Here is a 25,868-nt window from a genome sequence, read left to right on the forward strand (position 1 = left end):
CCAGCCTGATGCTGCCGCGACCGAGGCCGCTGCCCCCGAGGGCCAGACGGCGCCGTCGTCGTCCCGTGGACAGACCCCGCTTTTCAGGGCCCGGATCTGGAGCCGCCGGGCCCGGATTGTCACCGCCCGCGTTGCCCGGTTGGTCCGCACCGGTGCGTCCCGCATCCTGCCGGCAACCAGGTACCTGTTGCGTGCCGTGCACCGGCGCTGGCGGCGGTCCCTGCAGTTCCGCACCGTGCTCACCACCCTCATGCTCGCGATCGGTTCCTTCGCCGTCGTCGGCGCGTATCTCTCCAACCAGATCGCCAACAACCTATTCCAGKAGCGGCTGGCCCAGGCGGAGTCGGAGACCCGCTACAACGTCAAGCAGGTCCAGGACACGTTCGACGGCGCGCAGGTCACCGACCAGTCCAGCGTCATCACCCTCGTCTACGACACCCTGAACGCCGTCGAAGGCCGCGGCTCGGTGATCCAGCGGCGCTACGTCTTCGAGGCCATGCCCGAACAGACCAAGCCGCGCAACCGGTGGGTCGAGTCGCGCGCGTCCGACCAGCTCACGATCAGTGTGATCCCGCCCGAGCTGCGCAAGGCGGTGCAGGACTCCGGCAAAGACCAGTTCTGGGCCTCCACGGAATTCCCGGTGGGAACCGAGGATCGCCCCGGGATCGCGGTTGGCAACAAGGTGACTTTCAACGGCACGGTCTACGAGCTCTACCTGATCTACGACCTCAACACGGCGCAAAAGACCCTGGACGAAATCCAGAACGTCCTGCTGGCCGGTGCCGCCGCCCTGGCCCTCATGATCGGCGCCGTGGCCTGGTACGTCACCCGCAACGTGGTCAGCCCGGTCAGCCACGCTGCCGTTGTCTCCGAAAAGTTGGCCGCCGGCCAGTTGCAGGAGCGCATGGTGGTCAAGGGCGAAGACGAAGTCGCCCGGCTGGGCGCTTCCTTCAACCACATGGCCGCCAGCCTGCAGGAGCAGATCACCCAGCTGGCCACCCTGTCCCAAATGCAGCAGCGGTTTGTCTCGGACGTCTCGCACGAGCTCCGCACCCCGCTGACCACGGTCCGGATGGCGGCGGAGGTGCTCTACGACGCCCGTGAGGACTTCGACCCGATCAACAAGCGGTCCGCGGAACTGCTCTACAACCAGGTGGAGCGCTTCCAGTCGCTGCTGGCCGACCTGCTGGAAATCTCCCGGTTCGACGCCGGCGTGGCCATGCTCGACGCCGAACCGTCCGACATCGTCCAGCTCGTCTCGCACGTGATCGAGGGGGTGGCCCCGGTGGCGGCCGAATACGGCTCGGAGGTGACGCTGAATGCCCCCGCAGGCAGCATCATCGTCGAGATGGATGACCGGCGGATCGACCGGATCCTGCGGAACCTGGTTCTGAATGCGCTGGAGCACGGCGAGGGCCGGCCCGTGAACATCTCCGTGGCGGCAAACGACACCGCGGTGGCCGTCGCCGTCCGGGACCATGGAATAGGCATGACCGCCGCGGAGGCCGCGCGCGTGTTCGACCGTTTCTGGCGCGCCGACCCGGCCCGCGCCCGCACCACGGGCGGCAGCGGCCTGGGTCTGTCCATCGCGACCGAGGACACCAAGCTGCACAACGGCTGGCTGCAGGCCTGGGGCGACAAGGGGAGGGGCTCCAACTTCCGACTGACCCTGCCGCTGCGCCAGGGCGAAACGATCACCCGATCACCGCTCCAGCTGGAACCCGCCGACGTCGGGCCCGCCGGCGTCGTGCGTGAACGGACGATGCTGCTGCTGGAGACGGCCGTCAGGGAGCCCCGTCCGGCCCCGTCCGGCCCCGACACAACGAAGGAGCAGCCATGAGAGGTGCCGGGAAACTCACCAGGCTCGCCGGGGCCCTGCTGGCGCTGGTGCTGCTTCTTCTGACCTCGTGCGCGCAGATTCCGCGCTCCGGCCCGGTAGGAAAGAGCACGGACGAGAGCGCGGGAAAGCCCAACAACGCACCGGTCTTCTTCCCCGTGGCTCCGCGGGCGGGGGCGGGCCCGGAGGCAATGATCGAGGACTTCTACCTCGCGGGCAGCGGCTACGAGGACGACTATGCCGTGGCCCGGCAGTACCTCACCCAGGCCTCCTCGGTGAAGTGGAAGCCGGACCAGCGGGTGCTGGTCTTCCGTTCCGCCCGCGTGGTGCGCACCGCCGTCGAAAATGTCTTCAACTACGAACTGGACCTGGCGTATTCGGTCGACGCCGACGGGATCGCCACGCCGTTGCCGGAAGGTTCCAAGGAAAGCATTCCCGCAACGCTGACCAAGGTCGACGGCGAGTGGAGGATCTCGGAAATCCCTGATGGCACCGCCATCCCCGAGCAGACGTTCAAGGTCATCTACGGCGCCTACCCCATCTACTTCTACGACCCCACCTTCACCTACGCGGTGCCGGACATGCGCTGGTTCATCAAGAAGAAGACCGTCAAGGCCATGACCAGCGCCCTGCTCGGCGGCCCGGCCCCTTACCTCAAGGGCGCCGCCGTAAGCGCGTTCCCTTCGGGCATGAAGCTGGCGCGCGAGTCGGTGCCGGTGGTCTCCGGCGCCGCGCAGGTGGACCTCACGGCCAAGGAGCTCGTGGACGCTTCCAACGAGGACCGGCTGCGCATGCAGACCCAGCTGGCGCTGACCTTCCGCAGCCAGCCCGACGTGATCAACGTGGAGCTGCGGGCGAACCAGGACCTTGTCCGGGTCGAAGACGACGGCTCCGTGCTGCCGCCGGTGCGGGACAAGGACGTTCCCGCCCACCAGATCGCCGTCAGCAACAACGACCTGATCCGCTATGAGAACAACAAGCTGGGTCCGCTGCCGGACATCCAGTCCGTCCGGGCGCTGGCGCCGCGTGTGCCCGCCGAATCGCCGGTGTCCCAGGCAGCGGCGTTCCTCAACGCCGGCCGCACCACGCTGTATTCGATCCTGCCGGGCCAGCCGGCGCGCGCCCTCACCACGCGGGCAGGCCTGTCGCGGCCGTCCTTCGACCGCTACGACTGGGTCTGGACCGCCGGCCCCGGCAGCAACGGGGCCACCGAGGTTCTCGCCTACCATCCTGCCGGGACCGCGCCGGGAGCGAACGTGCCTGCCGTGACCATGACCCCGCCCTGGCTCGCCGGACGGAGCATCAAGGAGTTCAGGGTCTCGCGCGAAGGAACCCGTGCACTCGTCATCTCGGAGTTGAACGGCAAAACCAGCGTCCAGATCACCGGAATCATCCGTAACGGCGACGGCACCCCGAGGGACCTCACCGCGCCGATCACACTCCTGTCAGCCCGTGCCCCCGACCGGGGCGTCTGGGTCAACGACACGACCGTCGCCGTGATGAAGAGCTCGGCGAACGACAACGTCACGCCCGAGCTGCTGTCCCTTACCTCCGGGGCGCCGCAGCTGCTGGCACCTTGGCCGGGGCTAACCGCGCTCAGCGCCGGCAACGGACCGACGGAGATCTACGGCCAATCCACGGAGGGCATCTTCCAGCGGCTCGGTAACGGCTGGTCGCCGCAGGTCAAGGGCGCCATCGACCCCTCCTACCCGGGCTGACCGGGAGGGGCCGGGCTGACCGGGAGGGGCCGGGCTGATCGGGCGGCGCCCGGACAGATGTCCACATAGCAGCCGGGAGGGCTTCCGCGGCGGACCGGCGGCGCCCAGCCTTGAAGGGTGAACAAACGCCGGCGCCGCGCCAGAGACCGCACCCGAAACAGCACCAGAAACAGCACCCGAAACAGCACCAGAATCCGCGCTGTCGACCCGGACCTTGCCCCGGTACCCCCGGCAGCGAAACACCGTGGTGGCTACCGACGCTGGACGGAGCGCATCGCGGACCGTGCCGCCACAGCTGCCGCGGAGTTACTGGCGCTGGCAGCGCCGGTGGAATGCGTCTGCTGCGGCGCGGAGGACCGGACGTTGTGCGCCGGCTGCGCGCATCGTGTCCGCCAGCTGACGCGGCGGCCGTTCCGGGCGGAAGGGCGGGCCCCTGCCCTCGTGGACCTGGACGGCTCGGTCCTGCTGCCGGTCGTGGCAGCCGGGGTCTACCGGGGCGAGCTGGCCCAGTCCCTGCTGTCCTTCAAGAGGCACGGCCAGCGTCAGCTGGCCGATGAACTGGCCAAGGCCCTCGTCAAAGCCATCGGCGCCGCGGCCGGCCGGGCGGAAGGAATCCTGCTGGTGCCCGTGCCTACCAGCGGTGCCGCGTTTCGACGCCGGGGCTTCAGCCCGGTCCACCTCCTGCTCGCGCGGGCCCGGCGTATCCCCGCCCTGGCCGGAGCCGACGTCGCCGACGTGCTGCGCCAGGCGCGGCCCACCCTAAACGGTCCCCGGGGCCGACCCGGGCTGGCGGCCGGCTCGCCCGGCGGGCAGAAGGGATTGGGCCGCGCGGCCCGGACCCGGCGGGTACGCGGTTCGATGCGGATCAAGGGCGGACTCCGCCGGCCGGAGCTGAACGGTCGGCCCTGCATCGTCGTGGACGACGTGCTGACCACCGGCGCCACGCTGGCGGAAGCGGCCCGCGCGCTGCACGCCGCGGGAGGGCTGGTCCGCGGCGCAGTGGTGCTCGCGGCGACACGCCCGCCCGCCCGGTACAACTTTGCCGCGGCAATCCCCGGGCTGGCGGGGAACCCCGGCGGTGAGGAAAAAAATAAACCAAAAAAAGATGAATAACAGGGGTCCATGAACTAACGTCGAACATGGGTACCAAGAACAGATGTACCTGTCGATAGCGGCTCGGAAAGGGGCTCGACTGTCAGTCAGATCAGCCCCGGGAAGTGCCGCCGTCGTGTCACCGAAGTCATTTGGAGGGCACCATGGAGTTCATGATCAGCGGTCGTAATTTGACGGTCTCGGACCGGTTCCGCGAATACGCCGACGAAAAGATCTCGAAGATCGCATCACTGGGGGACAAGGTCCAGAGGGTGGACGCCAAGGTTACCAAGGAGACCAAGGCCCGGCAGACCGCAGAACTGCTCACTGTCGAGCTGACCGTCCTGGGCCGAGGGCCCGTGATCCGTGCCGAAGCCAGCGCCGCAGACAAATTTGCCGCGTTCGACCTGGCCTACAACAAGCTTCTTGAACGGTTGCGCCGTGCCAAGGACCGCAAGAAGGTCCACCACGGCCGGCACACTCCGAAGTCCGTCACCGAGGCGACGGCAACCCTGGAACCTGCCAGCACCAGCGAGCCCATCTACGAGGAAGCGAGCCATCCGCCGCAGCCCCGGTCCGCCGAGAAGTCGCCGTACGAGGTGGAAAACGATATTCCTGCCGGCGACTCGCCCGTGCTGATCCGCCGCAAGGTCTTCCCCGCGGCGTCCCTGTCGCTCGACGACGCCGTCGACAACATGGAACTCGTAGGCCACGACTTTTACCTGTTCGTGGACAAGGAGACGAAGGCCCCGTCGGTCGTCTACCGCCGTGAAGGCTGGACCTACGGCGTGATCAGCCTGGACCAGACCTGCGAACCGGGCGAGGCTCCGCTGGAAGAAAAGATCATCGCTTATCGTTCAGAGGATGAGCCCGCCAGCGCCTGAGCTGGTGACCATCCGACGAAGGGACTGATGTGCACGCATCGCTGAGCCTCAAGCAGGCACGGCGGATCGCATTGGCAGCCCAGGGATTGGACAAGGTCCGGCCCGCCGCACCCGTGAGCGCACGGGCGGTGGGCCGTACCTTTGCCCGTCTCCACCTGGTCCAGATTGATTCCGTCAACGTGCTCTCGCGGAGCCACTACCTGCCGTTCTTCTCCCGGCTCGGGAACTACGACCGCACCATCCTGCACCGCATGGCGGGGACACACCCGCGACGGATGATGGAGTACTGGGCCCACGAGGCCAGTTTCATCCGGCCCGAGCATTTCCAGGATCTCGTGCTGTGGCAGAACCGAAAATGGGTCGGCGCGCATGCCATGGATCCGGAGCTGCGCAGCGAGGTGGCAGGGCGGGTACTGGAGGCGCTGGCCGCGGGCCGGCCGCTGACCGCCGCCGAACTCACGGCCAGGCTGGGCCACGTCGAGGACAGGCCCAAGGACAACTGGGGGTGGAACTGGAACGCGGTCAAACGGGTCCTCGAGCACCTCTTTGAAGAGGGCCTGGTCTCGGCCGCGTCCCGGACCGAGTCCTTCGAACGCCGCTATACGCTGACCTCGAGGGTCCTGGCCGGCAGCGTCCCGGCCGCGCCGGGACCACCCGCCGCGGGCCGGGAGCCGGATGCCGCGGCCGCCATGATCCGGCTGATCGACGCCGCAGCCCAGGCGCACGGGATCGGCACCGTGCGGTGCTTCGCAGACTATTTCAGGACCCCGTTGCGCGCCGCCGCCGTCGCGGTGGAACACCTCGTGGACGCCGGGCGGCTGGAGCCCGTGACGGTGGCCGGGTGGAACAGGCCGCTGTACCGGCACGCCGACGCCGGGTTGCCCCGCGCCGCCAACGGCCGCGCGTTGCTGAGCCCCTTCGATTCGTTGGTCTTTGAACGCCGCAGGCTGGAGGAACTGTTCGGCTTCCATTACCGGATCGAGATCTACACCCCCGAGGCCAAACGCCGCTACGGCTACTACGTGCTGCCCTTCCTGCTGCGCGACGGAATCGTGGCCCGCGTGGACCTGAAAGCGGACCGGGCGACCGGCAGCCTGCTCGCCCGGGCCAGCCACGCCGAGCCCGGCGCGCCGGCCGACACCGCCGTCGAACTCGCCGAGGAACTGCAGCTCATGGCAGAGTGGTTGGAGCTGGACCGGGTCGTTGTCGCCCCCGTGGGGGACCTGGCGCCGGCGCTCGGGCAGGCCGTGGCAGGCCTGCATCCGCTCTGAGGGAACAGGCGCGTCCCGCCCTGCGTCTCTCCCGTAGACTAAACACGCCGGAATTCGGCAGCTTGAGACTGGGAGCAATTTCACGTGGCATCACTAATCGAAAAACTTCTCCGCACGGGTGACAAAAAGACCCTGCGGCAACTGCGGAACTATGCCGATTCCATTAACGCCCTGGAAAGCTCCTTCAAGACCTTCACCGACGCCGAACTGCGCGAAGAGACCGACCGTCTCCGCGCCCGCCACGGCGACGGGGAGAAGCTCGACGACCTGCTGCCGGAGGCCTTCGCCGCCGTCCGCGAGGCATCCTCGCGGACCCTGGGGATGCGCCACTTCGACGTCCAGCTGATGGGCGGCGCCGCCCTGCACCTGGGCAACATCGCCGAAATGAAGACCGGTGAAGGCAAGACCCTGGTGGCCACCGCTCCGGCCTACCTCAATGCCCTCACCGGCAAGGGTGTCCACGTCATCACCGTCAACGACTACCTCGCCGAGTACCAGTCGGACCTGATGGGCCGCGTGTACCGCTTCCTCGGCCTGAGCAGCGGCTGCATCCTCTCCAACCAGGACCCCGCCGTCCGCCGCGAGCAGTACGCCTCGGACATCACCTACGGCACCAACAACGAATTCGGCTTCGACTACCTGCGCGACAACATGGCGTGGGACAAGTCCGAACTGGTCCAGCGCGGCCACAACTTCGCCATCGTCGACGAAGTGGACTCCATCCTCATCGATGAGGCCCGCACCCCGCTCATCATTTCCGGACCGGCCCAGGGCGACACCAATCGCTGGTACAGCGAGTTCGCGAAGGTGGTGCTGCGCCTCCAGCCCGAGACCGACTACGAGGTCGATGAAAAGAAGCGCACCGTCGGCGTCCTCGAGGCCGGCATCGAGAAGGTCGAGGATTACCTCGGCATCCACAACCTCTACGAGTCCGCGAACACCCCGCTGATCGGTTTCCTGAACAACGCCATCAAGGCGAAGGAACTGTTCAAGCGGGACAAGGACTACGTCATCCTCGACGGCGAAGTGCTGATCGTGGACGAGCACACCGGCCGCATCCTCGCCGGCCGGCGCTACAACGAGGGCATGCACCAGGCGATCGAAGCCAAAGAAGGCGTCGAGATCAAGGCCGAAAACCAGACCCTCGCAACGGTCACGCTGCAGAACTACTTCCGCATGTACGACAAGCTCGCGGGCATGACGGGTACCGCCGAAACCGAAGCCGCCGAGTTCATGAGCACCTACAAGCTCGGCGTTGTCGCGATCCCCACCAACCGGGACATGCAGCGCATCGACCAGCCGGACCTCGTCTACAAGAACGAGACCGTGAAGTTCGACGCCGTGGTCAAGGACATCGCCGAGCGGCACGAAAAGGGCCAGCCGGTCCTGGTCGGCACCACCAGCGTCGAAAAGAGCGAATACCTCTCCCGGCTGCTGGCCAAGGAAGGCATCCGCCACGAGGTCCTGAACGCCAAGAACCACGCCCGGGAAGCGTCCATCGTGGCGCAGGCCGGCCGCAAGGGCGCCGTGACGGTCGCGACCAACATGGCCGGACGTGGTACCGACATCATGCTCGGCGGCAACGCCGAGTTCACCGCCGTCGCCGAACTCGCCCAGCGCGGGCTCGATCCGGAAGAGAACTCCGAGGAATACGAGGCCGCCTGGCCCGCCGCGTTCGAGGCCGCCAAGCAGTCGGTCAAGGACGAGCACGAGGAAGTCCTCAACCTCGGCGGACTCTACGTGCTCGGCACCGAGCGGCACGAGTCCCGCCGGATCGACAACCAGCTGCGCGGCCGGTCCGGGCGCCAGGGCGACCCCGGCGAGTCCCGGTTCTACCTGTCGCTGACCGATGACCTGATGCGGCTGTTCAACTCCGGCGCGGCCGAACGACTGATGAACAGCTCGGTGCCGGACGACGTTGCCCTCGAATCAAAGCTCGTCTCGCGTGCCATCGCCTCGGCCCAGGGCCAGGTGGAAGGCCGCAACGCCGAACAGCGCAAGAACGTCCTGAAGTACGACGACGTCCTGAACCGCCAGCGCGAGGCAATCTACGGCGACCGCCGTCGCATCCTGGAAGGCGATGACCTGCACGAAAAGGTCCAGTACTTCCTCGAGGACACGATCACCGCGTTCATCGATGAAGCAACCGCCGAAGGTACCGGCGACGACTGGGACTTCAACCTGCTCTGGTCCAACCTGAAGACCCTGTACCCGGTCAGCTTCTCGCCGCGGGACGTGATTGACGAGGCCGGCGGCAAGTCGCGGATTACGGTGGAGTTCCTGAAGGAAGAGATCCTCTCCGATGCGCGTCTGGTTTACCAGGCCCGCGAAGAGCTGATCGGTTCGGAAAGCATGCGTGAGCTGGAGCGCCGCGTGGTGCTCTCCGTGATCGGCCGCAAGTGGCAGGAACACCTGTACGAGATGGATTACCTCAAGGAAGGCATCGGCCTGCGGGCGATGGCCCAGCGCGATCCGCTGGTCGAGTACCAGCGCGAGGGCTTCATCATGTTCCAGGCCATGATGGAGGCCATCCGCGAGGAGAGCGTCGGCTTCCTGTTCAACCTGGAGGTCGAGGTGACCCCGGCGGAGGACGTCGTGGTGGCCGACGCCGCGGGCCAGCACACGGAGCACCACGAGCCGCAGATCCACGCTGCCGGCCTGGAAGCGCCGGAGAAGCCGGCCCAGTTGCAGTACACGGCGCCGGGCGAGGACGGCGCGGCCCAGACCCGGGTCGAGGCGAAGTCCTCCGGCCGTTCCGGCAACCCGGCGAAGGCCGCGGCCCAGGAGTCGCCGCGGCGCGCCAGCAAGAAGAAGCGCCGCTAGGCCTCAGCCGCAAGGACTAGAGCGCACAAGCAGGGCCGGAACGACAGTTCCGGCCCTGCTTCATTTAAGTTGACCTCCTTTCCCTGGGTCCTGGCGCGGATCCTCAGCCGATCTCCAGAACGGTGACCCGCCAGACCAGCCTGCTGCGCTCCAACCGCAGGGCGACGGCGCGGACGCGCAGTTCGTCGGACACGACGGCGCTGGCCTCATAGACGTCCTCGGACACCCGGCAGGCGCGGACCGAGCGGACGGACGGATTCCGGTGCAGCCGGCCCGCCGTCGGCGAGGTGCCCGAAGCCACGCGGCGGGTCAGCGCGGCCCGGTGCTGCAGCGCCGCCAGGCAGCGCTCGTCGAGCCGGCGGGCCAGCTGCTGTGCGGGGCGGGTACCGGCAAGGACCTCGATGGCGGCCTGCACGGTCGAGCGGCAAATCGCACACACCTCGCGGTCCTGGTCCACCAACCGCAGGACCGGTGCCGTACCGGCTGGCACAGGCGGGCGGGGAGCATGCAGCGGGACGGGGCGGGGACCCGGCGGCGCCACCGGGAGGGGGACAGCGGTGCCTGCGCGGATACCGGTCATGGGACTCATGGGACTTCCTTTGCTGTCGTGGAGGGATTGCGGGTTGGCTTGGTTTAGCGTGCGGGCGGCATCCGAAGGACCTGACCGGGAAGCAGCAGCCCGGGGTCGCTGCCGATGACATCGCGGTTGGCCTGGTAGAGCCGCGGCCACGCCAGGGCGATGTCGACGTCGGACGCCAGCGGTCCGAGGTCCGCCGCGCAGATGCTCCACAACGAGTCTCCGGCCCGGACGGTGACCGCCGCCGTGCCCGCCGGCTCCGGGGCGCGCCGCGGGGAGGGCGCCAAGGACCGGGGATCCACCGGCGGCGGCGCCGGCATCCAGTGAGGATCCAGGCCGAGGCTCCGGGGCATAGCGGAGGGGACAGGAGGCTCAGGCTCCGGCGCAGGAGAACGGGCCGGAGGGGGAGCGGCGGATCCGGACGCGAAAGCGGCCAGCTCGGCCCCGCTGGGGATCCATGCGGCGGAAACGGCGGGAGGGGCGGTCGTCTCCGGGCCGGCCGGGGCAGGGTTTGCGTGGGCCAGCGGGGCGGTGGCGAGTTGGAGCCCGAGGGCGGCCAGCGCCAGCCGGCGCATGAAGGCGGGACTGAACTTCCCCGCCGCTTCGGCGGAACGGCGGCTGCCCTCGCGTTCGAGGAGCGCCGCCACGAAGGCGATCAGGAAGGACAACGCCCACCAGACGACGACGATCAGCCCGGCGGTGTTGGCGGCAACCCCGATCTGGTCCTCGAAGGAGGGGGATTGACGCCTCGCCGCCGATGAATGCAGGCGCTGGGCGAGCCGGGCTCCCGAGCCGGCGAGGAAGGCCCCAAGCAGGAGGATGACGAGGGCCATGGCCGCGTCCGCGCCCAGCCCGCGCCGGCGGCCCGCGCCGGAAAAATTTCTTGGGTCCACAACCGCCTCCTCTGCGGGCCGAGCCGCTGTCCTGCCCGCTTGGCCGGTTCGCTGAATGCGGCCGGGAGGGCTTCTGTAGCTGTTTAATGTGATTTGATGCTCTTGGAGTGAGTTTGATGCCTAAAGAAGCTGTTTGTCTATAGGGTGCGCAAAGAATGTGGATTGACCGCCGTTGGGGGTGCGCCTACGCTGGCGCCATGCGTTGGGACGCCCTGTTTGCAGACTTGGAGGCGCAACTGGCTGCCGGCGAACGCCTGGACCTGGACGCCGAAATTGGTGAGCGGGCGCGGGTGGATGCGGCCGCCGTCGAGCTGGCGGACCGGTTGCGGGGCTCGCTGGGCCTGCGGATCGGCGTCCACCTTGGCTCCGGAACTTTGTACGAGGGCACGCTCAGCCACGTGGGCAGCCAGTGGCTGGTGCTCGACGAGGAGCGGCACCAGGTCCTGATTCCCTACGCGTCGGCGGTGCGCTACGCCGGCCTCTCCCGGCTGGCGGTGGTCGCAGGCAACGGTGCCCGGCACCGGCTCGGGCTGGCCAGTGCCCTGCGGGGACTGGCACGGGACCGCGCCAACCTCGCCGTGGTCGTGTCTCGAGGGGCGGCAGGCGAGTCCGTCCTGCACGGCGTCATCGACAGGGTCGGCCGCGACTTCCTTGACCTCGCGCTCACCCCTGTGGGGGAGGAGCGTCGGCCTGCGAATGTCAGCGGCGTGGCCACGGTTCCCTTTGGCGCCCTCGCAGGGATCAGGTCGGTCCGGGGCGCCGACAGCTAGGGGCGGCTCAGTGGCCCTTGGCCTTGGCCTCCTCGATCATGCGGCTTGCCTCCGCGTAGCGCTCCTGGATGTACTGCTCGAGCATGGTTTCTTCGACCCGCCACTGGCCCCGTCCGCCCACCTGGATGGCCTTGAGCTGGCCGCTGCGAACCAGCGCGTAGGCGGCGGGGGAGTTGATCTGGAGCTGCTCGGCAACATCTGCGAGCGTCAGGAATCGGGGCATGGCACCATTTTGCCACCGGTGCTGGCGTTTGGGGGCGTTATCCACAATTTGCTGCTGTTTGCTTAGGTGTCTTCCCGCAGGGCCGCCAATTCGTGAGAATAGGGGTGTCCGGAGCCCGCGGCCCGGGCTGCGACTACAGGGGGAGCAGGACGCATGAGTGTGAGCACGGTAGCCGGCGGCGCCCGGTTAAAGCGGCCCTCGTGGAAGGACCCGCGGCTCCTCGTGGGCATCCTGCTGGTGCTGGCCTCCGTAGTCGGCGTTGTGTCACTCGTGGCGGCAGCGGACCAGACCACCGAGGCCTACGCCGCCAGCGAGCCGATTGCGGTCGGGGAGAAGGTCTCTCCGGACAAGCTGCACCGCGTCAAGGTCCGGCTGGGCGACGTCGAGCCGCAGTACCTCACTCCGGAGTCCGGCATGGACGGCGGCCTGGTCGCCCTCCAGCGCATCGGCAAGGACCAGCTCCTGCCGCGCGAAAGCTTCGGCAGGCTGGACGCCCTGGACCGCAAGCCGGTCGCCATCTCCGTTGAAGAGGCGCTGCCGCCGCAGGCGGTGGCGGGCTCCCGCGTGGATGTCTGGGTGGCGCTGCCGGATACCCGCAACGGTTTCAGCGAGCCGACGCTGCTGCTGCCGGGGGCCGAGATTGCGCAGCTCACCCCGGGAAGCACCGCCCTGGGCTCACAGCGGTCCACTGTGGTGATGGTCCTCGTGTCGGACGGGCAGATGCCCAAACTGCTGGGGGCACAGGCCAACAAGGCAAAGATCTCCGTGGTCTGGAATCCTGGAGGCGCGCCCTGATGGGCATTCCGGTGGTGACGGTGGGCCGGACCCGGGACGACCTGGTCGGCGGGCTGGAGCGGCTCCATGGCCCGGTGTCCGTCGTCCGGCGCTGCAGTGAGCTCGCCGAACTGCTGGCCGCCTGCCAGACCGGCCTGGCGCGGGCCGCCGTCGTCGCCGAGGGGACCGGGGAGCTTACCGCCTCGCTGGTCGACCGCCTGTCCGCCGTGGGAGTCGCCGTGGTGGCGCTGACCGACAGCCCGGAGGAATCGGCCAGGCTTCGGGGGATCGGCGTTACCCCGGAGGTTTCCGGAGTGGAAGCAGCCGCGCTCGCCGCCCTGATCGCGGGCGCGGTGGCGGAACTTGCCGGCGCGCGGCCCGGTCCGCCGGCAAGCGGCTTGGCCGACCCTTCCGCGGCCCTTCACACGCCGGCGGGCCCGGACCGCACTCTGGACGGCGGGGCCGGGGCGGAGCGGGCTGGCCCCGGGCCCGGGCCCGGCGCCGGGGAAGCGGGAACTGCAACGGGAACGGGGAGAATTATCGCCGTCTGGGGTCCCGCCGGATCGCCCGGTCGGACCCTGATGGCCGCCAATATGGCCGGCGAACTGGCAGCGGAGGGAAAGTCCGTCCTGCTGGTCGACGCCGACAGCTATGGCGCCAGCGTCGCGGCGGTGTTGGGGCTGCTGGACGAGGCGGCCGGACTTGCGCAGGCCTGCCGGCTGGCCGACCAGGGCCAGCTCGACGGCGAAGCGTTGCGCCGGATCGCCGTCCCGGTATCCACCCGCGCCGGAACGTTCCGGGTGCTGACCGGCATTACCCGGGCCGACCGCTGGACCGAACTTCGGGCGGCGGCACTCGCGCTGGTCTACGAGCGGGCCCGGGAGATCGCCGAGGTCACGGTGATCGACGCCGGCTTCTGCCTGGAGGCGGACGAGGAACTCAGCTTTGACTCGATGGCGCCGCGCCGGAACGCGGCCACCCTGCGAAGCCTCGAAATGGCCGACACCGTCTATGCCATCGGCGCCGCCGACCCGGTCGGAGTGCCACGGCTGGTGCGCGGACTGGCCGAGCTGGACGCCGCCGTCCCGCAGGCGCGTCCCCGCGTGGTCCTGAACAAGGTGCGCGCCTCCGCCGTCGGCCGTTCCCCGGAACGCCAGCTTCGTGAGGCTTGGGCGCGCTACGGCCCGACCGTACCGCTGGAAGCCTTCCTCCCGGCGGATCCGGCGGCCTGTGACGCCGCCCTGCTGGCTGGCTCGTTGCTGCTCGAGAGCGCGCCGGATTCCACCCTCCGCCGGGCCATCCGGAGCTTGGTTTGTGCACCTGCCCAGCAAAATCGTAAATCCTCTGTCCTTTCTTCCACAGCAAAGCCCCGGCTAAAAGACTAGGCTCGCCATGAGGGCTGCAACGGTGCGGCCGTGAACTTTTTGATGGAGGCGTTTGTCGATGTCGTCTGGGTCCAGCGTGGAGGATCAACCCGTTTCGATCGGTGCCAGCGAAGGGTACTTCGGGGACTACTACGAACATCTCGCCGAGGAGGATGCCCGCGCCTACGGCGATGACGTCCTGACCGCACGGTCACAAACGCACCTGCAGGTGGCCGCCACCCGGCAGCCCGGCGTGGCGAACATTTCGATCTCCGACGAGGCTGAGTCCAGCGTCGTCTACATCGTCACCGACGACATGCCATTCCTCGTGGACTCCGTCAACACCGAGCTGGTCCGGCAGAAGTCCCCGATCCACCTCGTAATCCACCCGCTTTTCGTCGTCACCCGCAACCGCGAGACCGGCCGGCTGGTCAAGGTGGCCCGGGTCCCCTCGCACCTGGGCATCTCCAGCGGCGACACAGCGGCGATGCCCAACCTGTCCCACCTGATCGCCCAGGGGGACAACGCCTCGCACATGGAGTCCTGGATCGCCGTCGAAATCGAACGGGTCGACGACGCCAAGCGGGAGCAGCTGATCGAGGGCCTCTCCCGGGTGCTCGGCGACGTCCGTGCGGCGGTCGAAGACTGGCCGAAGATGCGCAACAAGGCGCACGAGATTTCCGACGACCTCGACAAGGTGGCGCAGGCTGCGCAGATCGCCGAACTGCGCCAGGCCCAGGAACTGCTCCGTTGGCTGGACGACGGCAACTTCACCTTCCTCGGCTACCGCGAATACGACCTGAAGAATGAATCCGGCGAGGATGTGCTGGAACTGCGGGAGGACAGCGGGCTCGGCCTGTTGCGCAACGGCGCCGACACCCGCCACCAGATCCAGCACCTGACCGAAACGGGCCGGAAGAAGGCGCGCGAGAAGAGGGCACTGGTAATCACCAAGGCCAACTCCCGCTCCACCGTTCACCGCTCGGCGTACCTCGACTACATCGGCGTGAAGAGCTTTGACGCCGCCGGCAACGTCAACGGCGAACGGCGTTTCATCGGCCTGTTTGCCACGACCGCCTACGCCGGTTCCGTCCGGGATATCCCGGTCGTCCGTGAAAAGGTCGACGCCGTGCTGCGCGACGCCGGCTTCCCGCCGGACTCCCACTCGGGCAAGGACCTGCTCGGCATCCTTGAGACCTATCCGCGCGATGAGCTCTTCCAGATCGAAATCCCGGACCTCGCAGCCATCACCACCGGCATCCAGCGCCTGCAGGAACGCCGCCGGACCCGGCTGTTCCTGCGCCCGGACATCTACGGCCGGTTCATGTCTGCCCTCGTCTACCTGCCCCGGGACCGGTACACCACCAACGTCCGGCTGCGCATCGAGAAGGAACTGCGGGAGACGTTCGACGCCGTGTCGATCGACTATGAGGCGCGGATGACCGAATCCGCCCTGGCCCGGTTGTTCTTCCGGATCCGGCTGCCCAAGGATGCGGACGTCAGCCACGTCAACAGCGACGAACTGGAAAAGCGCCTGGTCCGCGCCGCCCGGTCCTGGAGCGAAGGCATCACCGAGGTCCTGCGCGCCAGGGCCGGCGCCGACGGCGAGAACGGAGCCAAGGAACTCGCCGCCGTCTGGGCCGAGGCGTTCCCGGCCAGCTACCGCGTCGACTACGAAGTCGAGGACGCGCTCGAGGACATCGCCCGCTTCGAGAAGTACGGCGCCGCCGAGCGCACCGGCGAGCCGGGCGGGGAGCGGCCGGGCGTGCACGTGTACCTTCCGCACGGTGCCGGCGCCACCCTCGAGGAGGACGCCCGCGTCAAGCTGTACATGCTCGAGCCCAAGAGCCTGAGCCAGATCCTGCCGTACTTCCACAACCTCGGCCTTGAGGTCCTGGACGAACGCCCCTTTGAGATCGAAACGGCCGACCACCGCGACTTCTTCCTCTACGACCTTGGCCTGAAATACCCGGCCGGGGTGGACCCGGAGCGCACCGGAGCCTTGCTGGGCGAGTCCTTCGGCGCGGCAGTGTCCGGCGTGGTGGAATCGGACAGTTTCGACCGCCTGGTGCTGCGCGAAGGCATGCACTGGCGCCAGGTCATCGTGCTGCGCGCCTACGCCAAGTACATGCGGCAGATGGGCAACACCAACTCATTCGAATTCATGGCCGACACGCTGCTGGCCAACCCGGATGTGGCCCGGGGCCTGAACGCGCTCTTCGCCGCGCGCTTCGACCCCGCGCTGCCCGACGGCGAACGCGAACAGCGCCAGGACCAGGTCCGCGCCGGGCTCGACACGGCCATCGAGCAGGTGGCCACGCTCGACGCCGACCGGGTGCTGCGCACCTTCAAGAACCTGATCCAGGCCACGCTCCGGACCAACTTCTACCAGAACAAGACGCACGTCAGCTTCAAGCTGGACCCCTCCGGCATTGACGGCCTGCCGTTCCCGCGGCCGATGTTCGAGATCTGGGTCTACTCGCCCCGGGTCGAAGGCGTGCACCTGCGCTTCGGCAAGGTGGCGCGCGGCGGACTCCGCTGGTCGGACCGCCGGGAAGACTTCCGCACCGAAATCCTGGGCCTGGTGAAGGCACAAACCGTCAAGAACGCCGTGATCGTTCCGACCGGCGCGAAGGGCGGCTTCTACGCCAAGCAGCTTCCGGACCCCGCGGCGGACCGCAGCGCCTGGATGGCCGAGGGCATCGAAAGCTACAAGACCTTCATCCGCGGGCTGCTGGACCTGACCGACAACCTGGTCACCACCCCGGAGGGCGAGAGGCTGGTGCCCCCGGCCGACGTCGTGCGGCACGACGGCGACGATTCCTACCTCGTGGTCGCGGCCGACAAGGGCACCGCCTCGTTCTCCGACATCGCCAACAGCCTTTCCGCCGAATACGGCTTCTGGCTCGGCGACGCCTTCGCTTCCGGCGGCTCCGTCGGCTACGACCACAAGGCCATGGGCATCACCGCCCGCGGCGCCTGGGAATCGGTCAAGCGGCACTTCAGCGAGCTGGACCTGGACACGCAGGCAGAGCCGTTCACGGTCGTCGGCGTCGGCGACATGTCCGGCGACGTTTTCGGCAACGGCATGTTGCTCTCGCGGCACATCCGGCTGCTCGCCGCGTTCGACCACCGGCACATCTTCCTGGACCCGAACCCGGACGAGGCAGCCTCCTTTACGGAGCGGCAGCGGCTCTTCGAGCTGCCCCGCTCCTCCTGGGACGACTATGACAAGTCCCTGATCAGCGAAGGCGGCGGCGTGTTCGCCCGCCAGGCTAAGTCGATTCCCGTCTCCGAGCAGGTCCGGGCCGCGCTGGGGCTGCCGGAAGGCACCACCCGGCTCAGCCCGCCGGAACTGCTCCGGGCGATCCTGCTGGCCCCGGCCGACCTGCTCTACAACGGCGGCATCGGGACCTACGTCAAGGCGAGCACCGAGACCAACGCCGAGGTCGGCGACAAGGCCAATGACGCCATCCGCGTCGATGGCCGCGAACTGCGGGTGAAGGTGGTCGGTGAAGGCGGCAACCTGGGCATGACCCAGCGCGGCCGGATCGAGGCCGCACTGCAGGGCGTCATCCTCAACACGGACGCCATCGACAACTCGGCCGGCGTGGACTGCTCGGACCACGAGGTCAATATCAAGATCTTCGTGGACCGCATGGTGGCCGCCGGCAAGCTGGATCCGGCCGAACGTGCGGAGTTCCTCGCCTCGATGACCGACGAAGTCGGCCGCCTGGTGCTCGAGGACAACATCGACCAGAACATCCTGCTGCTCAACGACCGCATGCGGGTCGCCGAATGGAGCCCCAGCTACGAGCGGCTGATGGACTGGCTGGAGAAATCGGCCGACCTCAAGCGTGAACTCGAAGCGCTGCCGACCACCGAGACGCTGCGTGAGCGGCTCGAACAGGGCCAGGGACTGACCTCCCCGGAACTCTCCGTGCTGGCCGCCTACGCCAAGATCGAACTCGCGACGGCGCTGCGCGACAGCGACCTCGCGGAAGACCCGTGGTTCCGCGAGACGCTCCGCGCCTACTTCCCGAAGCAGCTGCGGGAACGGTTCGACGCCGAACTCGATACCCACCCGCTGCGCCGGGAAATCATCGCGACAGTCGTCGCGAACGACATGATCAACCTGGGCGGCATCACGTTCGCGTTCCGCGCCATGGAGGAGACCTCAGCCACCCAGTCGGCCATCGCCAAGGCGTTCGTCGCACTCCGCGAGGTCTACGAGCTGGACATCATGGTGGCCGAACTCAACGAGCTGCCGGCGTCGTTCCCGACCGAGCACTGGAGCACCGTCCACCTGGACATCCGCCGGCTCCTGGACCGTGCCGTCCGCTGGGTGCTGAGCCAGGGCAACGCCGCGCGGCCGATCGCGGAGATTGTGGCGGAGTTCAAGCCGCTGATGGATCCGATGCGGGCCCGGCTGCTGGACTACCTGCGCGGCGATGACCGCGAGCGGGTGTCGCAGTGGCTCGAAAAGGCCCGCAGCTGGGAGCTTCCCGAGGACCTGGCGCACCGCTGGGCGGAGCTGTTCGAAAGCTTCGTGCTGCTGGACATCGCCAAGATTGTGCACGTCAGCCCGGAGCCGGTGGAGAACATCGCGCACGTCTACTACACGGTCTTCAACCGGTTCCACGCCGATTCGCTGCTCGAGCGCATCACCAAGCTGCCGAGGAAGGACCGCTGGCAGGCCCTGGCCCGTGCGGCCCTCCGCGACGACCTCTACTCGACCGTCTCGGATATGACGACGGCGGTCCTGGAGGCGACGTCGGCGGATATGCCGGCGGAAGAGCGGCTGGTGGCCTGGGAAAGCCAGAATGTGGAGCAACTTGGGCGGGCGAAGAGCATGTTCGACGAGGTGAACGCCCTCGAGGCCGATGACATGGCCTCGCTCTCGGTAGCATTGAGGCTCTTGAGGTCAATCGTCCGACGCTAGGGTCTGCCGGCCCCGCGTCGCAAATGGAGGTGCTGTGGCAATCTTTACGGACCCTATCAGGGAGCATGCTGATTTCGGGCCGGGGGATGCCGAGTGGCTGCATCTGCTCGTGGGGGACTGGCAGATGGTCGCCGACCTTGCCTTCGCCGACCTTGCCTTGTGGTTCCCGCACCCCGAACTTGGCTACGTGGCGCTGGCCCACGTGCGCCCCTCCACCACGCATACGGTGTTCCACGCCGACTTCGTGGGGGAGGGGATCCGTTCGGACCTGAAACGGCTTGTGGACAAAGCCTGGGAAAGCCGCACCATCGAACGCTCCAACGAGACCAACTGGAGCAGCGACATGGCAATGCGGGTCGAGGCCGTGCCGATGGTCCGCAACGGCCGGACGCTCGCGATCGTGACCTCGCATATGGACCTCTCCAGCTCCCGGATGCCGTCGCGGCTGGAACTGACCTACCGGCAGTGCGCCTACGACCTGCTGCGGATGGGCACCCTGGGACTCTGGCCGGATTTTGCCTCGCCCACCGGATCGCGACGGGGCGCCCCGCGCGTCGGCGACGGCCTAATCCGGCTCGACGCCGAGGGGATCGTGCAGTACGCGAGCCCCAACGGCGTCTCCGCCTTCCGCCGGCTCGGCGACGGCGAATCGTTGGAGGGCCGGTCACTGGCCGAAGTCACGGCAGGGCTGCTGCGGGACCGCCGCATGGTCGACGAGACCCTGCCGCTGGTGGTGACTGGGCGAATGCCGTGGCGCAGCGAGATCGAGTCCCGCGGCGTCAGCCTTTCGCTCCGGGCCATCCCGCTGCGGGACGAACAGCAGCGCTTCGGGGCGCTGGTGCTCTGCCGCGATGTCTCGGAGCTGCGCCGGCGGGAAATGGAACTCGTCACGAAGGACGCCACCATCCGCGAGATCCACCACCGGGTCAAGAACAACCTGCAGACCGTGGCGGCGCTGCTGCGCATGCAGTCGCGCCGGATGGTCAGCGACGAGGCCAAACAGGGACTCGAACAGGCGATGCGGCGGGTCGCGACCATCGCCCTGGTCCACGAAACGCTGTCGCAGGGCCTGACCCAGAGCGTCGACTTCGATGAGCTGATCGGGCGCCAGTTCCGCCTGTCAGCCGAGGTTGCCTCGCCCTCGCAGCAAGTGAAGACCCAGCGTTCCGGGCTGTTCGGGGAGCTGCCGAGCGACTTCGCAACGCCGCTGGCCCTCGTCATCAACGAACTCGTGACCAACGCCGTCGAGCACGGGCTCGAGGGCAGGGCCGGGACGGTCTGGCTGATCGCCGACCGCTCCGAGAGCGAGGACGGTGACGAACTGCTCACCGTGACGGTGGCGGACGACGGCGTCGGGCTGCCGGCCGGCTCCTACACCGAAGGCCTGGGGCTGCAGATTGTGCGCACCCTCGTGACGAGCGAGCTCGGCGGCAGCATCCAATGGAAGCCGCGGGAGGGCGGCGGAACCGCAGTGCAGGTGGTCTTGAGCCTCGCCACACGCTAAGGGCGGCCACGACGCGGCGTTAGACGCGGCGCTTAAACAAGCAGTGGCCTCGGACCAGTCGGTCCGAGGCCACTGCTGATTGGGTCGCCCGAAGGCTGAAAATCAGGAGGCGCGGCGGGCGCGGGCCGCGCGGCGCTTCAGGGCGCGGCGTTCGTCTTCGCTCATGCCGCCCCAGACGCCCGCGTCCTGGCCCGATTCGAGGGCCCACTGGAGGCAAGTGTCCACAACGGGGCAGCGCCGGCAGACGCTTTTTGCTTCCTCGATCTGCAGGAGGGCGGGGCCGGTGTTTCCGACGGGGAAGAACAGCTCCGGGTCCTTGTCAAGGCACGCTGCGCGGTTACGCCAATCCATGCTGATCAGTAACTCCATTCCTGGGAATTCGTTAAATGCCTCTTGTGAAATTATTCACTAGAGGCTTCATAAGAAAGGGGCCCTGTGGGCCCCCTCGGTCATCTGGATTAAGCGTGTCATGTTAACGCTGTGTAAACAAGGGGTATTTGCCGAACAAATGCCGCCAAATCGTGAGCGATGCGTCACATTGCCTGGCGGAACCCCCAATTCTGTTCGACTATGTCCGGTAGGGTGCCAGTGTGTCAAGACCCCCAGTGAACCCCGCAGATCCCGCTGACCCGCAGCCCGGCGGTCCAGAGGCAGGCGGCCCGGTGCCGGCTCCCGCCGCCAGACCTGCCGGAATCACCGTCGTATCGGTCGTCACAGCCCTGGAGGCCGCGGCGCTGCTGGTGGCCGCAGGGTGGTACGGATTCCAGCTGCTGACCGGTGCACCCGTCCTGTCCTTCTGGGGCGCGGTCTTCACCCTCGGTCTGCTGCTGGCGTTCTCGGCATGGCTTTTTGCCGTGAGCCATTTCCTCTTCCGCGGGTACCGCTGGCCCAGGGCCGGAGCGCTGGTGGCCCAGCTGTTCATGCTCACCATCGGCTTCCCGACCCTCACCGGCGGTTACCCCCTGGCCGGACTCGCCATGCTGCTGCCGGCGGCCCTGGCCATCGTGCTGCTGTTCGACAAGCGGGTCATTGCGTTCGCGTCCCGGCCGGGCGGTTCAAGCCGGGCCCTGTAGGCGCGCGGGACAGACGCAAGTCCGGCCTACGGCGGTTCCGCGACCGCCAGCTGCACGGCCGAGGTCCGGCCATTCACCACGACAAGGGCGCGGCCGGGCGGCGGGCTGGGCTCCGGTTCGAACCGGACACCGAGAAGGTCGCCGTCCATCAGTTTCCGGGGACCGATCAGGATCCCGCTGCCCTGGCCGCGGGCCTGGAGCGTTAGCGGCACGCGCTGCTGGATCGCGGGACTGTAGCCCGCGGTCAGCACGACCGTCCAGCCCAAGGAGTTGAGCTCCGACAGCCGCAGGTTGGCGTCCAGGCCCAGGAGATCCGCGTCATCAACCACCACGATGGCCGCGTGGTCGAGCTGTCCGGTGCGCGCCCGTTCCAGGACGGCGGACCACTGCCGGGCCGGATCGCTTCCCACCGCGGGCGGCAGCCAGTCCGCGAAGGGATTGAGATCCGGCAACGCCCGGACAAGGGACGTTTTCCCCGAAGCCGGTCCGCCGAGGACGGCAAGAACGCTGGCCGGTGGCAGCGGAACACCGACCGGTTCGAGTTCGTCCCCGCCCACCCCGATCCAGAGCCGGACGCCTTTTGCCGGCGGTGCCTGCTGCGGAGACTCCGGGCCGATCCGGGCCCGGACCTCGGCGACGGTCACTCTTGCCGGAAGCGGCTCGACGCGGAACGGCCGGGCTGTAGGGCGCTCGCTTAGAGGCACGGTGGTGCGCGGCCTGGATGTTGCATCCGCCGGCCCGTAGAGCTGGGCTGCGTGCGGGGCGGCTTCGGCGAAGGGACCGGCGACGGCCACCCTGCCGGGGATCGACGGAATATCCGGCAGTCGAGGCCAGCCGTGCCGGGTTTCCTCTGTCGACCCGGCGGGGAAGAAGATGCGGTTGGGAAGCGCAGCGAAGAACCGCGCGGCCACGAGTTCGCGCTCGCCGGATACGACGGCCGCAATGCCCGCCGCGGGGCCGTCGCGGATGATGTCGTGGACGATGTCCTCGGCCCAGGCCAGAGGGCCGGCCCGGAATGCTGATACCCACGACCCCCAGTTGTTCAGTACAAGAACCAGCGCCGGGATGTCCGCTGTTCGGGGAGCGGCCAGCCTGTTGCGGATCTCCTCGGCCAGCCGTTCGAGTACCCGGACAGCCCGACGCAGCTCGTGGGCGCCTGTCCACGCGCCGACTCTGGGCGAGGCGGCTGCACCGCGGAGGGAGCCATCCGCATCGAGGATATACAGGTGCGATTCGGCCGCGCTGTCCAACAGCCGGTCCACCGTGAGACTCAGGGCACCTGCCGGCCCGGCCGGCGTCCCGCTCCGGGCGCCGCCGACGAGGGCCAGATGGCCATGGCCGAGCGGACACCAGCGGAGCTCACGAAGTCGCTGCTCTTCCGGCACGTCAAGCATCCCCAGTAGCAGCCCGCGCGCGGGCCCCGCGGCGGCGGGGCCGGCCGCGTGGCGGGGAAGCAGTAGCGATCCCGCCAGCGGCTCCGCTATCGGGCGCCGGGGGAGCGCGCCGCCGTGCTCCGCCCACAGCCGTGATGTCAGGCGCACCAGGCGAGAAACGTCGTGCTGCGGGTTGGGAGCAACGGCCCGATCCGTGCGGGGCTGGAGGCCAGCGGGTCTCTGCTGCAGCAGGGTCGCGGCTTCCGTGACCGTCACGACGGTGCCCGCAGGGGGCGAGGGGGCCGCCAGGGCGGCGGTCTGGAATTCCTCGGGTCTCCCGCTTCCGCGCACGAGGTAGGCGCGCCCCGGACTCCCCAGCGGAATGGCGGCGGCGAGCCGCGAGTTCATGACGTCGGAAGACTCGAGCTCCGACTGGACCCTCAGGACGATGCTGCTTGTGACGTTGGCTCGGATGTCCGCGTTCAGCGCCCCCTGCGGCCGCTGCGTGGCCATTACGAGGTGGATCCCCAAAGAGCGTCCGATGGTTGCGATCCGCATGAGCTCCCTTAGCGCGGCGGGCGCCTCCTCCACCAGCATCCGGAATTCGTCGATCACCAGGACCAGATGGGGCAGCGCCGGCAGTGCTGGCGCCTGGGCGGTATCGAGGGCGTGTGCCTGGTAGGCGGTGAGGTCAGGCACGCCGCCCGCGGCCAGCAACTCCTCCCGGTGGCGGACCTCGGCGCGGAGCGAGGCGAGAGTGCGCTCCACTTCGTGGCTCGACAAATCGGTCAGCATGCCGACGCAATGCGGCAGCCCGGTCAACGGCCCTAGCCCGGAGCCGCCCTTGAAATCGACAAACAGCAGGTTAACCAGGTCCGGCGGGTAGCTGGCCGCCAGCCCGGCCACCAGAGTCCTCAGGAACTCAGATTTTCCGGAGCCCGTGGTTCCTGCCACGAGCAGGTGGGGGCCGTCCGCCTGCAGGTCCACGTGGAGCGGCCCGGATGCCGCGCGGCCAACAGGAACGGACAGCCCCCGCATCAGCGACCGGCCCACGGATTCCCAACGCTGTTTCACATCCGCGGCCGAGAGCGGCAGGAAGTCGGCCAGGCGGCAATCGTCCGGGATCTGCCCAGTTTCGCTGTCTGTGGCGGTTTCATGCTGGCTCCGGTTCCGGCAGAAGCGGTCAAAGACGTCTTCCGGAACAAGGTCGGGGGCAAAGGCGGTTTTCGCGGTGCCAGAGAAGAGAAAGGCTCGGCGCTCGCCGAGCACGACTGACTGGCGGCCGGCACCGGTCTGCTCAGCAGCGGAACAGCAGAGTACTTGCCAGCCGTTCGGAGTTGCCGCAGCGCAGAGCGCCGAGGCGCCTCCGGTGTCCGCGACAATGATCAGCACGCCGCGGTCACAGCCTGGGCCGGGGCCGGCGGCAAGGTGCGCGGCGGTCATTGAATCACTGGCGGACAGGGAAACCCGCGCCAGGAAGCGGGCCGCCAGGGGCAGGGACGCCGCCGGGCCATGCAGCAGCACCCGGGTTCGGCCTGCCCGGGGGTAGCTCGCAAGCTGCATGACCAGGAAGCGGATCAGCCCCGCGAGGGAGTCTGCCGGGCCCCGGAGTTCGGTCGGGGCCGAGGGGTCCAGGCACACGGGGACGGGGCCCACGGGCGGGGCGCTGAACCCGGGATCGTCCGGGTCTAACCGGATTCTCGCCCTCCCCGGGGCCAGCCCGAGCCGCAGCCACACGGGCCCGGGTTCAACCTCCGCTGCACCGCTGGACTCCGGCGGCCCGGCGTCGGTGACCAGAGCGGCGGCAGACGGCGCGGCCCGGCGTCGTCGATCGCGGTCCGCGTCCGCCGCGGTCGCTACGGCCGCCTTCAGCTCACGGCGCCGTCTTCGGCCGGACAGCGACGGTACCAGCACGGCCACTCCCGAAACCGCGGAAAATGCCAGGAACATCCACATGCCAGTGGCGACGGCCAGTGCGGCGCCCGCGGCCAAGGGCAGGACCGCGGTGAGGAGAAGCGCGGCGCGGTTGGCCGGGGAGCCCGGATTGGGGATCCGCAGCGCTTCCGTCGTGTCAGTGCCGGCCTCGGCACTTCCGGCCCCGGCACCTCCGGCCCCGTCGCCGCACCGCCCGGCGCGCCCGCCGCGGAACACCAGGCCCAGGGTGGACTGGCCGCAGCCGATGACGGAGTCGCTCGTGACCTGGCCGCTCTTCACCGGACGGCCGTCAACGGTGGTTCCGTTGGCGCTGCCCAGATCGACCAGGGTGACCGCGGAATCGGTAACCTCCAGCCGGGCGTGTTCGCGGGACAGTTCGGGATCGGGAAGTACGAGTTCCGTGCCGGCGCGGCCCAAGAGGTAGCGGCCCCGGCGCAGCGGAAGTACCGTCCCGGCGCCTGGTCCGCTGAGCACAGCCAGCAGTAAGGCCGCGCCGGAGACGGATCCGCCGTCGGAGGCCGGACCGGCACCGGCGCCGTCGATCAGGACGGCGCCGTTGACCAGCGGGGCGTTGCCGGCGGACAGGGCATCGAGAGGAGAGCCGGCCACCGTCAGCCTGACCGTGCCGTACTTCCGGGCCAGCGCTAACTCCAGTTCTGCGCCGGGGCAGCCCGCCGGCAGTTCGATGGACAGTTCCACGGGCATCCCCGGCTGTGCCGCGACGGGTCCACGGACCAGGGTGCACTGCAGCAACACCGGGAGCCTCCTTCCTGCGGTCAGGCGCTGGGACGCGCGCTAAACCCACGCTAGGGAAG

Annotated in this window: 17 protein-coding genes; 12 read left to right on the forward strand and 5 right to left on the reverse strand. The window is 68.6% G+C overall.

Features of this window, described 5'->3' with window-relative positions:
- Positions 1-94: 94 nt before the first annotated feature.
- The 6 genes from mtrB (at position 95) to secA (ending at position 9,625) form a co-directional block, all read left to right on the forward strand.
- The gene (mtrB, locus tag AC1DBD_RS10620; protein WP_476982120.1) at positions 95-1,840 is read left to right on the forward strand and encodes an MtrAB system histidine kinase MtrB; all 1,746 of its coding nucleotides are present in this window, start codon (positions 95-97) and stop codon (positions 1,838-1,840) included.
- Positions 1,837-3,555: an LpqB family beta-propeller domain-containing protein gene (locus tag AC1DBD_RS10625; protein ID WP_476982067.1), complete on the forward strand. Its 1,719-nt coding sequence runs from the start codon at positions 1,837-1,839 to the stop codon at positions 3,553-3,555. The genes mtrB and AC1DBD_RS10625 overlap by 4 nt, the downstream gene beginning before the upstream one ends.
- 117 nt (positions 3,556-3,672) lie before the next feature.
- Entirely contained in the window at positions 3,673-4,668 is a 996-nt protein-coding gene (locus AC1DBD_RS10630; protein WP_476982068.1) for a ComF family protein, read from the forward strand.
- 143 nt (positions 4,669-4,811) lie between these two features.
- Positions 4,812-5,531, forward strand: coding sequence for a ribosome hibernation-promoting factor, HPF/YfiA family (gene hpf, locus AC1DBD_RS10635; RefSeq protein ID WP_441417258.1), 720 nt, complete (start codon positions 4,812-4,814; stop codon positions 5,529-5,531).
- A 29-nt stretch (positions 5,532-5,560) separates the two neighbouring features.
- Positions 5,561-6,802, forward strand: a complete 1,242-nt coding sequence (locus tag AC1DBD_RS10640; RefSeq protein ID WP_441417259.1) for a winged helix-turn-helix domain-containing protein — start codon at positions 5,561-5,563, stop codon at positions 6,800-6,802.
- Between the two features lie 84 nt (positions 6,803-6,886).
- A complete protein-coding gene (gene secA, locus AC1DBD_RS10645; protein ID WP_441417260.1) occupies positions 6,887-9,625 on the forward strand; it encodes a preprotein translocase subunit SecA in 2,739 nt (912 codons plus the stop codon).
- Between the two features lie 103 nt (positions 9,626-9,728).
- On the opposite strand, the gene AC1DBD_RS10650 is transcribed toward secA, so the two are convergent.
- Positions 9,729-10,214, reverse strand: a complete 486-nt coding sequence (locus AC1DBD_RS10650) for an Rv3235 family protein (protein ID WP_476892243.1) — start codon at positions 10,212-10,214, stop codon at positions 9,729-9,731.
- Positions 10,215-10,258: 44 nt separating this feature from the next.
- Entirely contained in the window at positions 10,259-11,095 is an 837-nt protein-coding gene (locus AC1DBD_RS10655; RefSeq protein ID WP_441417262.1) for a LysM peptidoglycan-binding domain-containing protein, read from the reverse strand.
- Between the two features lie 197 nt (positions 11,096-11,292).
- Here AC1DBD_RS10655 and AC1DBD_RS10660 point away from each other — a divergent pair, with 197 nt between their 5' ends.
- Positions 11,293-11,865, forward strand: a complete 573-nt coding sequence (locus tag AC1DBD_RS10660) for a hypothetical protein (RefSeq protein WP_441417263.1) — start codon at positions 11,293-11,295, stop codon at positions 11,863-11,865.
- Between the two features lie 7 nt (positions 11,866-11,872).
- Here the strand turns inward: AC1DBD_RS10660 and AC1DBD_RS10665 are convergent, their stop codons facing one another.
- Positions 11,873-12,088, reverse strand: a complete 216-nt coding sequence (locus AC1DBD_RS10665) for a helix-turn-helix domain-containing protein (RefSeq protein ID WP_175321842.1) — start codon at positions 12,086-12,088, stop codon at positions 11,873-11,875.
- A 153-nt stretch (positions 12,089-12,241) separates the two neighbouring features.
- Here AC1DBD_RS10665 and AC1DBD_RS10670 point away from each other — a divergent pair, with 153 nt between their 5' ends.
- From AC1DBD_RS10670 to AC1DBD_RS10685, 4 genes are read left to right on the forward strand one after another with little or no spacing between them, the layout of a single operon-like run.
- Positions 12,242-12,883 (forward strand): CpaB family protein, encoded by a 642-nt coding sequence (locus tag AC1DBD_RS10670; protein WP_476892245.1) that lies wholly within the window; start codon positions 12,242-12,244, stop codon positions 12,881-12,883.
- Positions 12,883-14,247 (forward strand): CpaE/TadZ family protein, encoded by a 1,365-nt coding sequence (locus AC1DBD_RS10675; protein WP_476917095.1) that lies wholly within the window; start codon positions 12,883-12,885, stop codon positions 14,245-14,247. The genes AC1DBD_RS10670 and AC1DBD_RS10675 overlap by 1 nt, the downstream gene beginning before the upstream one ends.
- Before the next feature lie 58 nt (positions 14,248-14,305).
- Entirely contained in the window at positions 14,306-19,168 is a 4,863-nt protein-coding gene (locus AC1DBD_RS10680) for an NAD-glutamate dehydrogenase (RefSeq protein WP_476908560.1), read from the forward strand.
- Positions 19,169-19,202: 34 nt separating this feature from the next.
- Positions 19,203-20,672, forward strand: a complete 1,470-nt coding sequence (locus tag AC1DBD_RS10685) for a sensor histidine kinase (protein ID WP_441417267.1) — start codon at positions 19,203-19,205, stop codon at positions 20,670-20,672.
- Between the two features lie 102 nt (positions 20,673-20,774).
- Here AC1DBD_RS10685 and AC1DBD_RS10690 read toward each other — a convergent pair whose 3' ends face one another.
- Entirely contained in the window at positions 20,775-21,023 is a 249-nt protein-coding gene (locus tag AC1DBD_RS10690) for a WhiB family transcriptional regulator (protein ID WP_003804966.1), read from the reverse strand.
- A 239-nt stretch (positions 21,024-21,262) separates the two neighbouring features.
- Here AC1DBD_RS10690 and AC1DBD_RS10695 point away from each other — a divergent pair, with 239 nt between their 5' ends.
- Entirely contained in the window at positions 21,263-21,745 is a 483-nt protein-coding gene (locus AC1DBD_RS10695) for a hypothetical protein (RefSeq protein WP_476892248.1), read from the forward strand.
- A 26-nt stretch (positions 21,746-21,771) separates the two neighbouring features.
- On the opposite strand, the gene AC1DBD_RS10700 is transcribed toward AC1DBD_RS10695, so the two are convergent.
- Positions 21,772-25,809 (reverse strand): FtsK/SpoIIIE domain-containing protein, encoded by a 4,038-nt coding sequence (locus tag AC1DBD_RS10700; protein ID WP_476982069.1) that lies wholly within the window; start codon positions 25,807-25,809, stop codon positions 21,772-21,774.
- Positions 25,810-25,868: the final 59 nt, after the last annotated feature.

The sequence above is a fragment of the Arthrobacter sp. 10T419 genome (assembly GCF_056394105.1).

What these genes read in the sequence shown, in the direction of transcription:
- AC1DBD_RS10625 (WP_476982067.1), top strand. Translation starts at nt 1,837, where the DNA reads ATGAGAGGTGCCGGGAAACTCACCAGGCTCGCCGGGGCCCTGCTGGCG.
- hpf (WP_441417258.1), top strand. Translation starts at nt 4,812, where the DNA reads ATGGAGTTCATGATCAGCGGTCGTAATTTGACGGTCTCGGACCGGTTC.
- AC1DBD_RS10650 (WP_476892243.1), bottom strand. Translation starts at nt 10,214, where the DNA reads ATGAGTCCCATGACCGGTATCCGCGCAGGCACCGCTGTCCCCCTCCCG.
- AC1DBD_RS10660 (WP_441417263.1), top strand. Translation starts at nt 11,293, where the DNA reads ATGCGTTGGGACGCCCTGTTTGCAGACTTGGAGGCGCAACTGGCTGCC.
- AC1DBD_RS10665 (WP_175321842.1), bottom strand. Translation starts at nt 12,088, where the DNA reads ATGCCCCGATTCCTGACGCTCGCAGATGTTGCCGAGCAGCTCCAGATC.
- AC1DBD_RS10670 (WP_476892245.1), top strand. Translation starts at nt 12,242, where the DNA reads ATGAGTGTGAGCACGGTAGCCGGCGGCGCCCGGTTAAAGCGGCCCTCG.
- AC1DBD_RS10675 (WP_476917095.1), top strand. Translation starts at nt 12,883, where the DNA reads ATGGGCATTCCGGTGGTGACGGTGGGCCGGACCCGGGACGACCTGGTC.
- AC1DBD_RS10680 (WP_476908560.1), top strand. Translation starts at nt 14,306, where the DNA reads ATGTCGTCTGGGTCCAGCGTGGAGGATCAACCCGTTTCGATCGGTGCC.
- AC1DBD_RS10690 (WP_003804966.1), bottom strand. Translation starts at nt 21,023, where the DNA reads ATGGATTGGCGTAACCGCGCAGCGTGCCTTGACAAGGACCCGGAGCTG.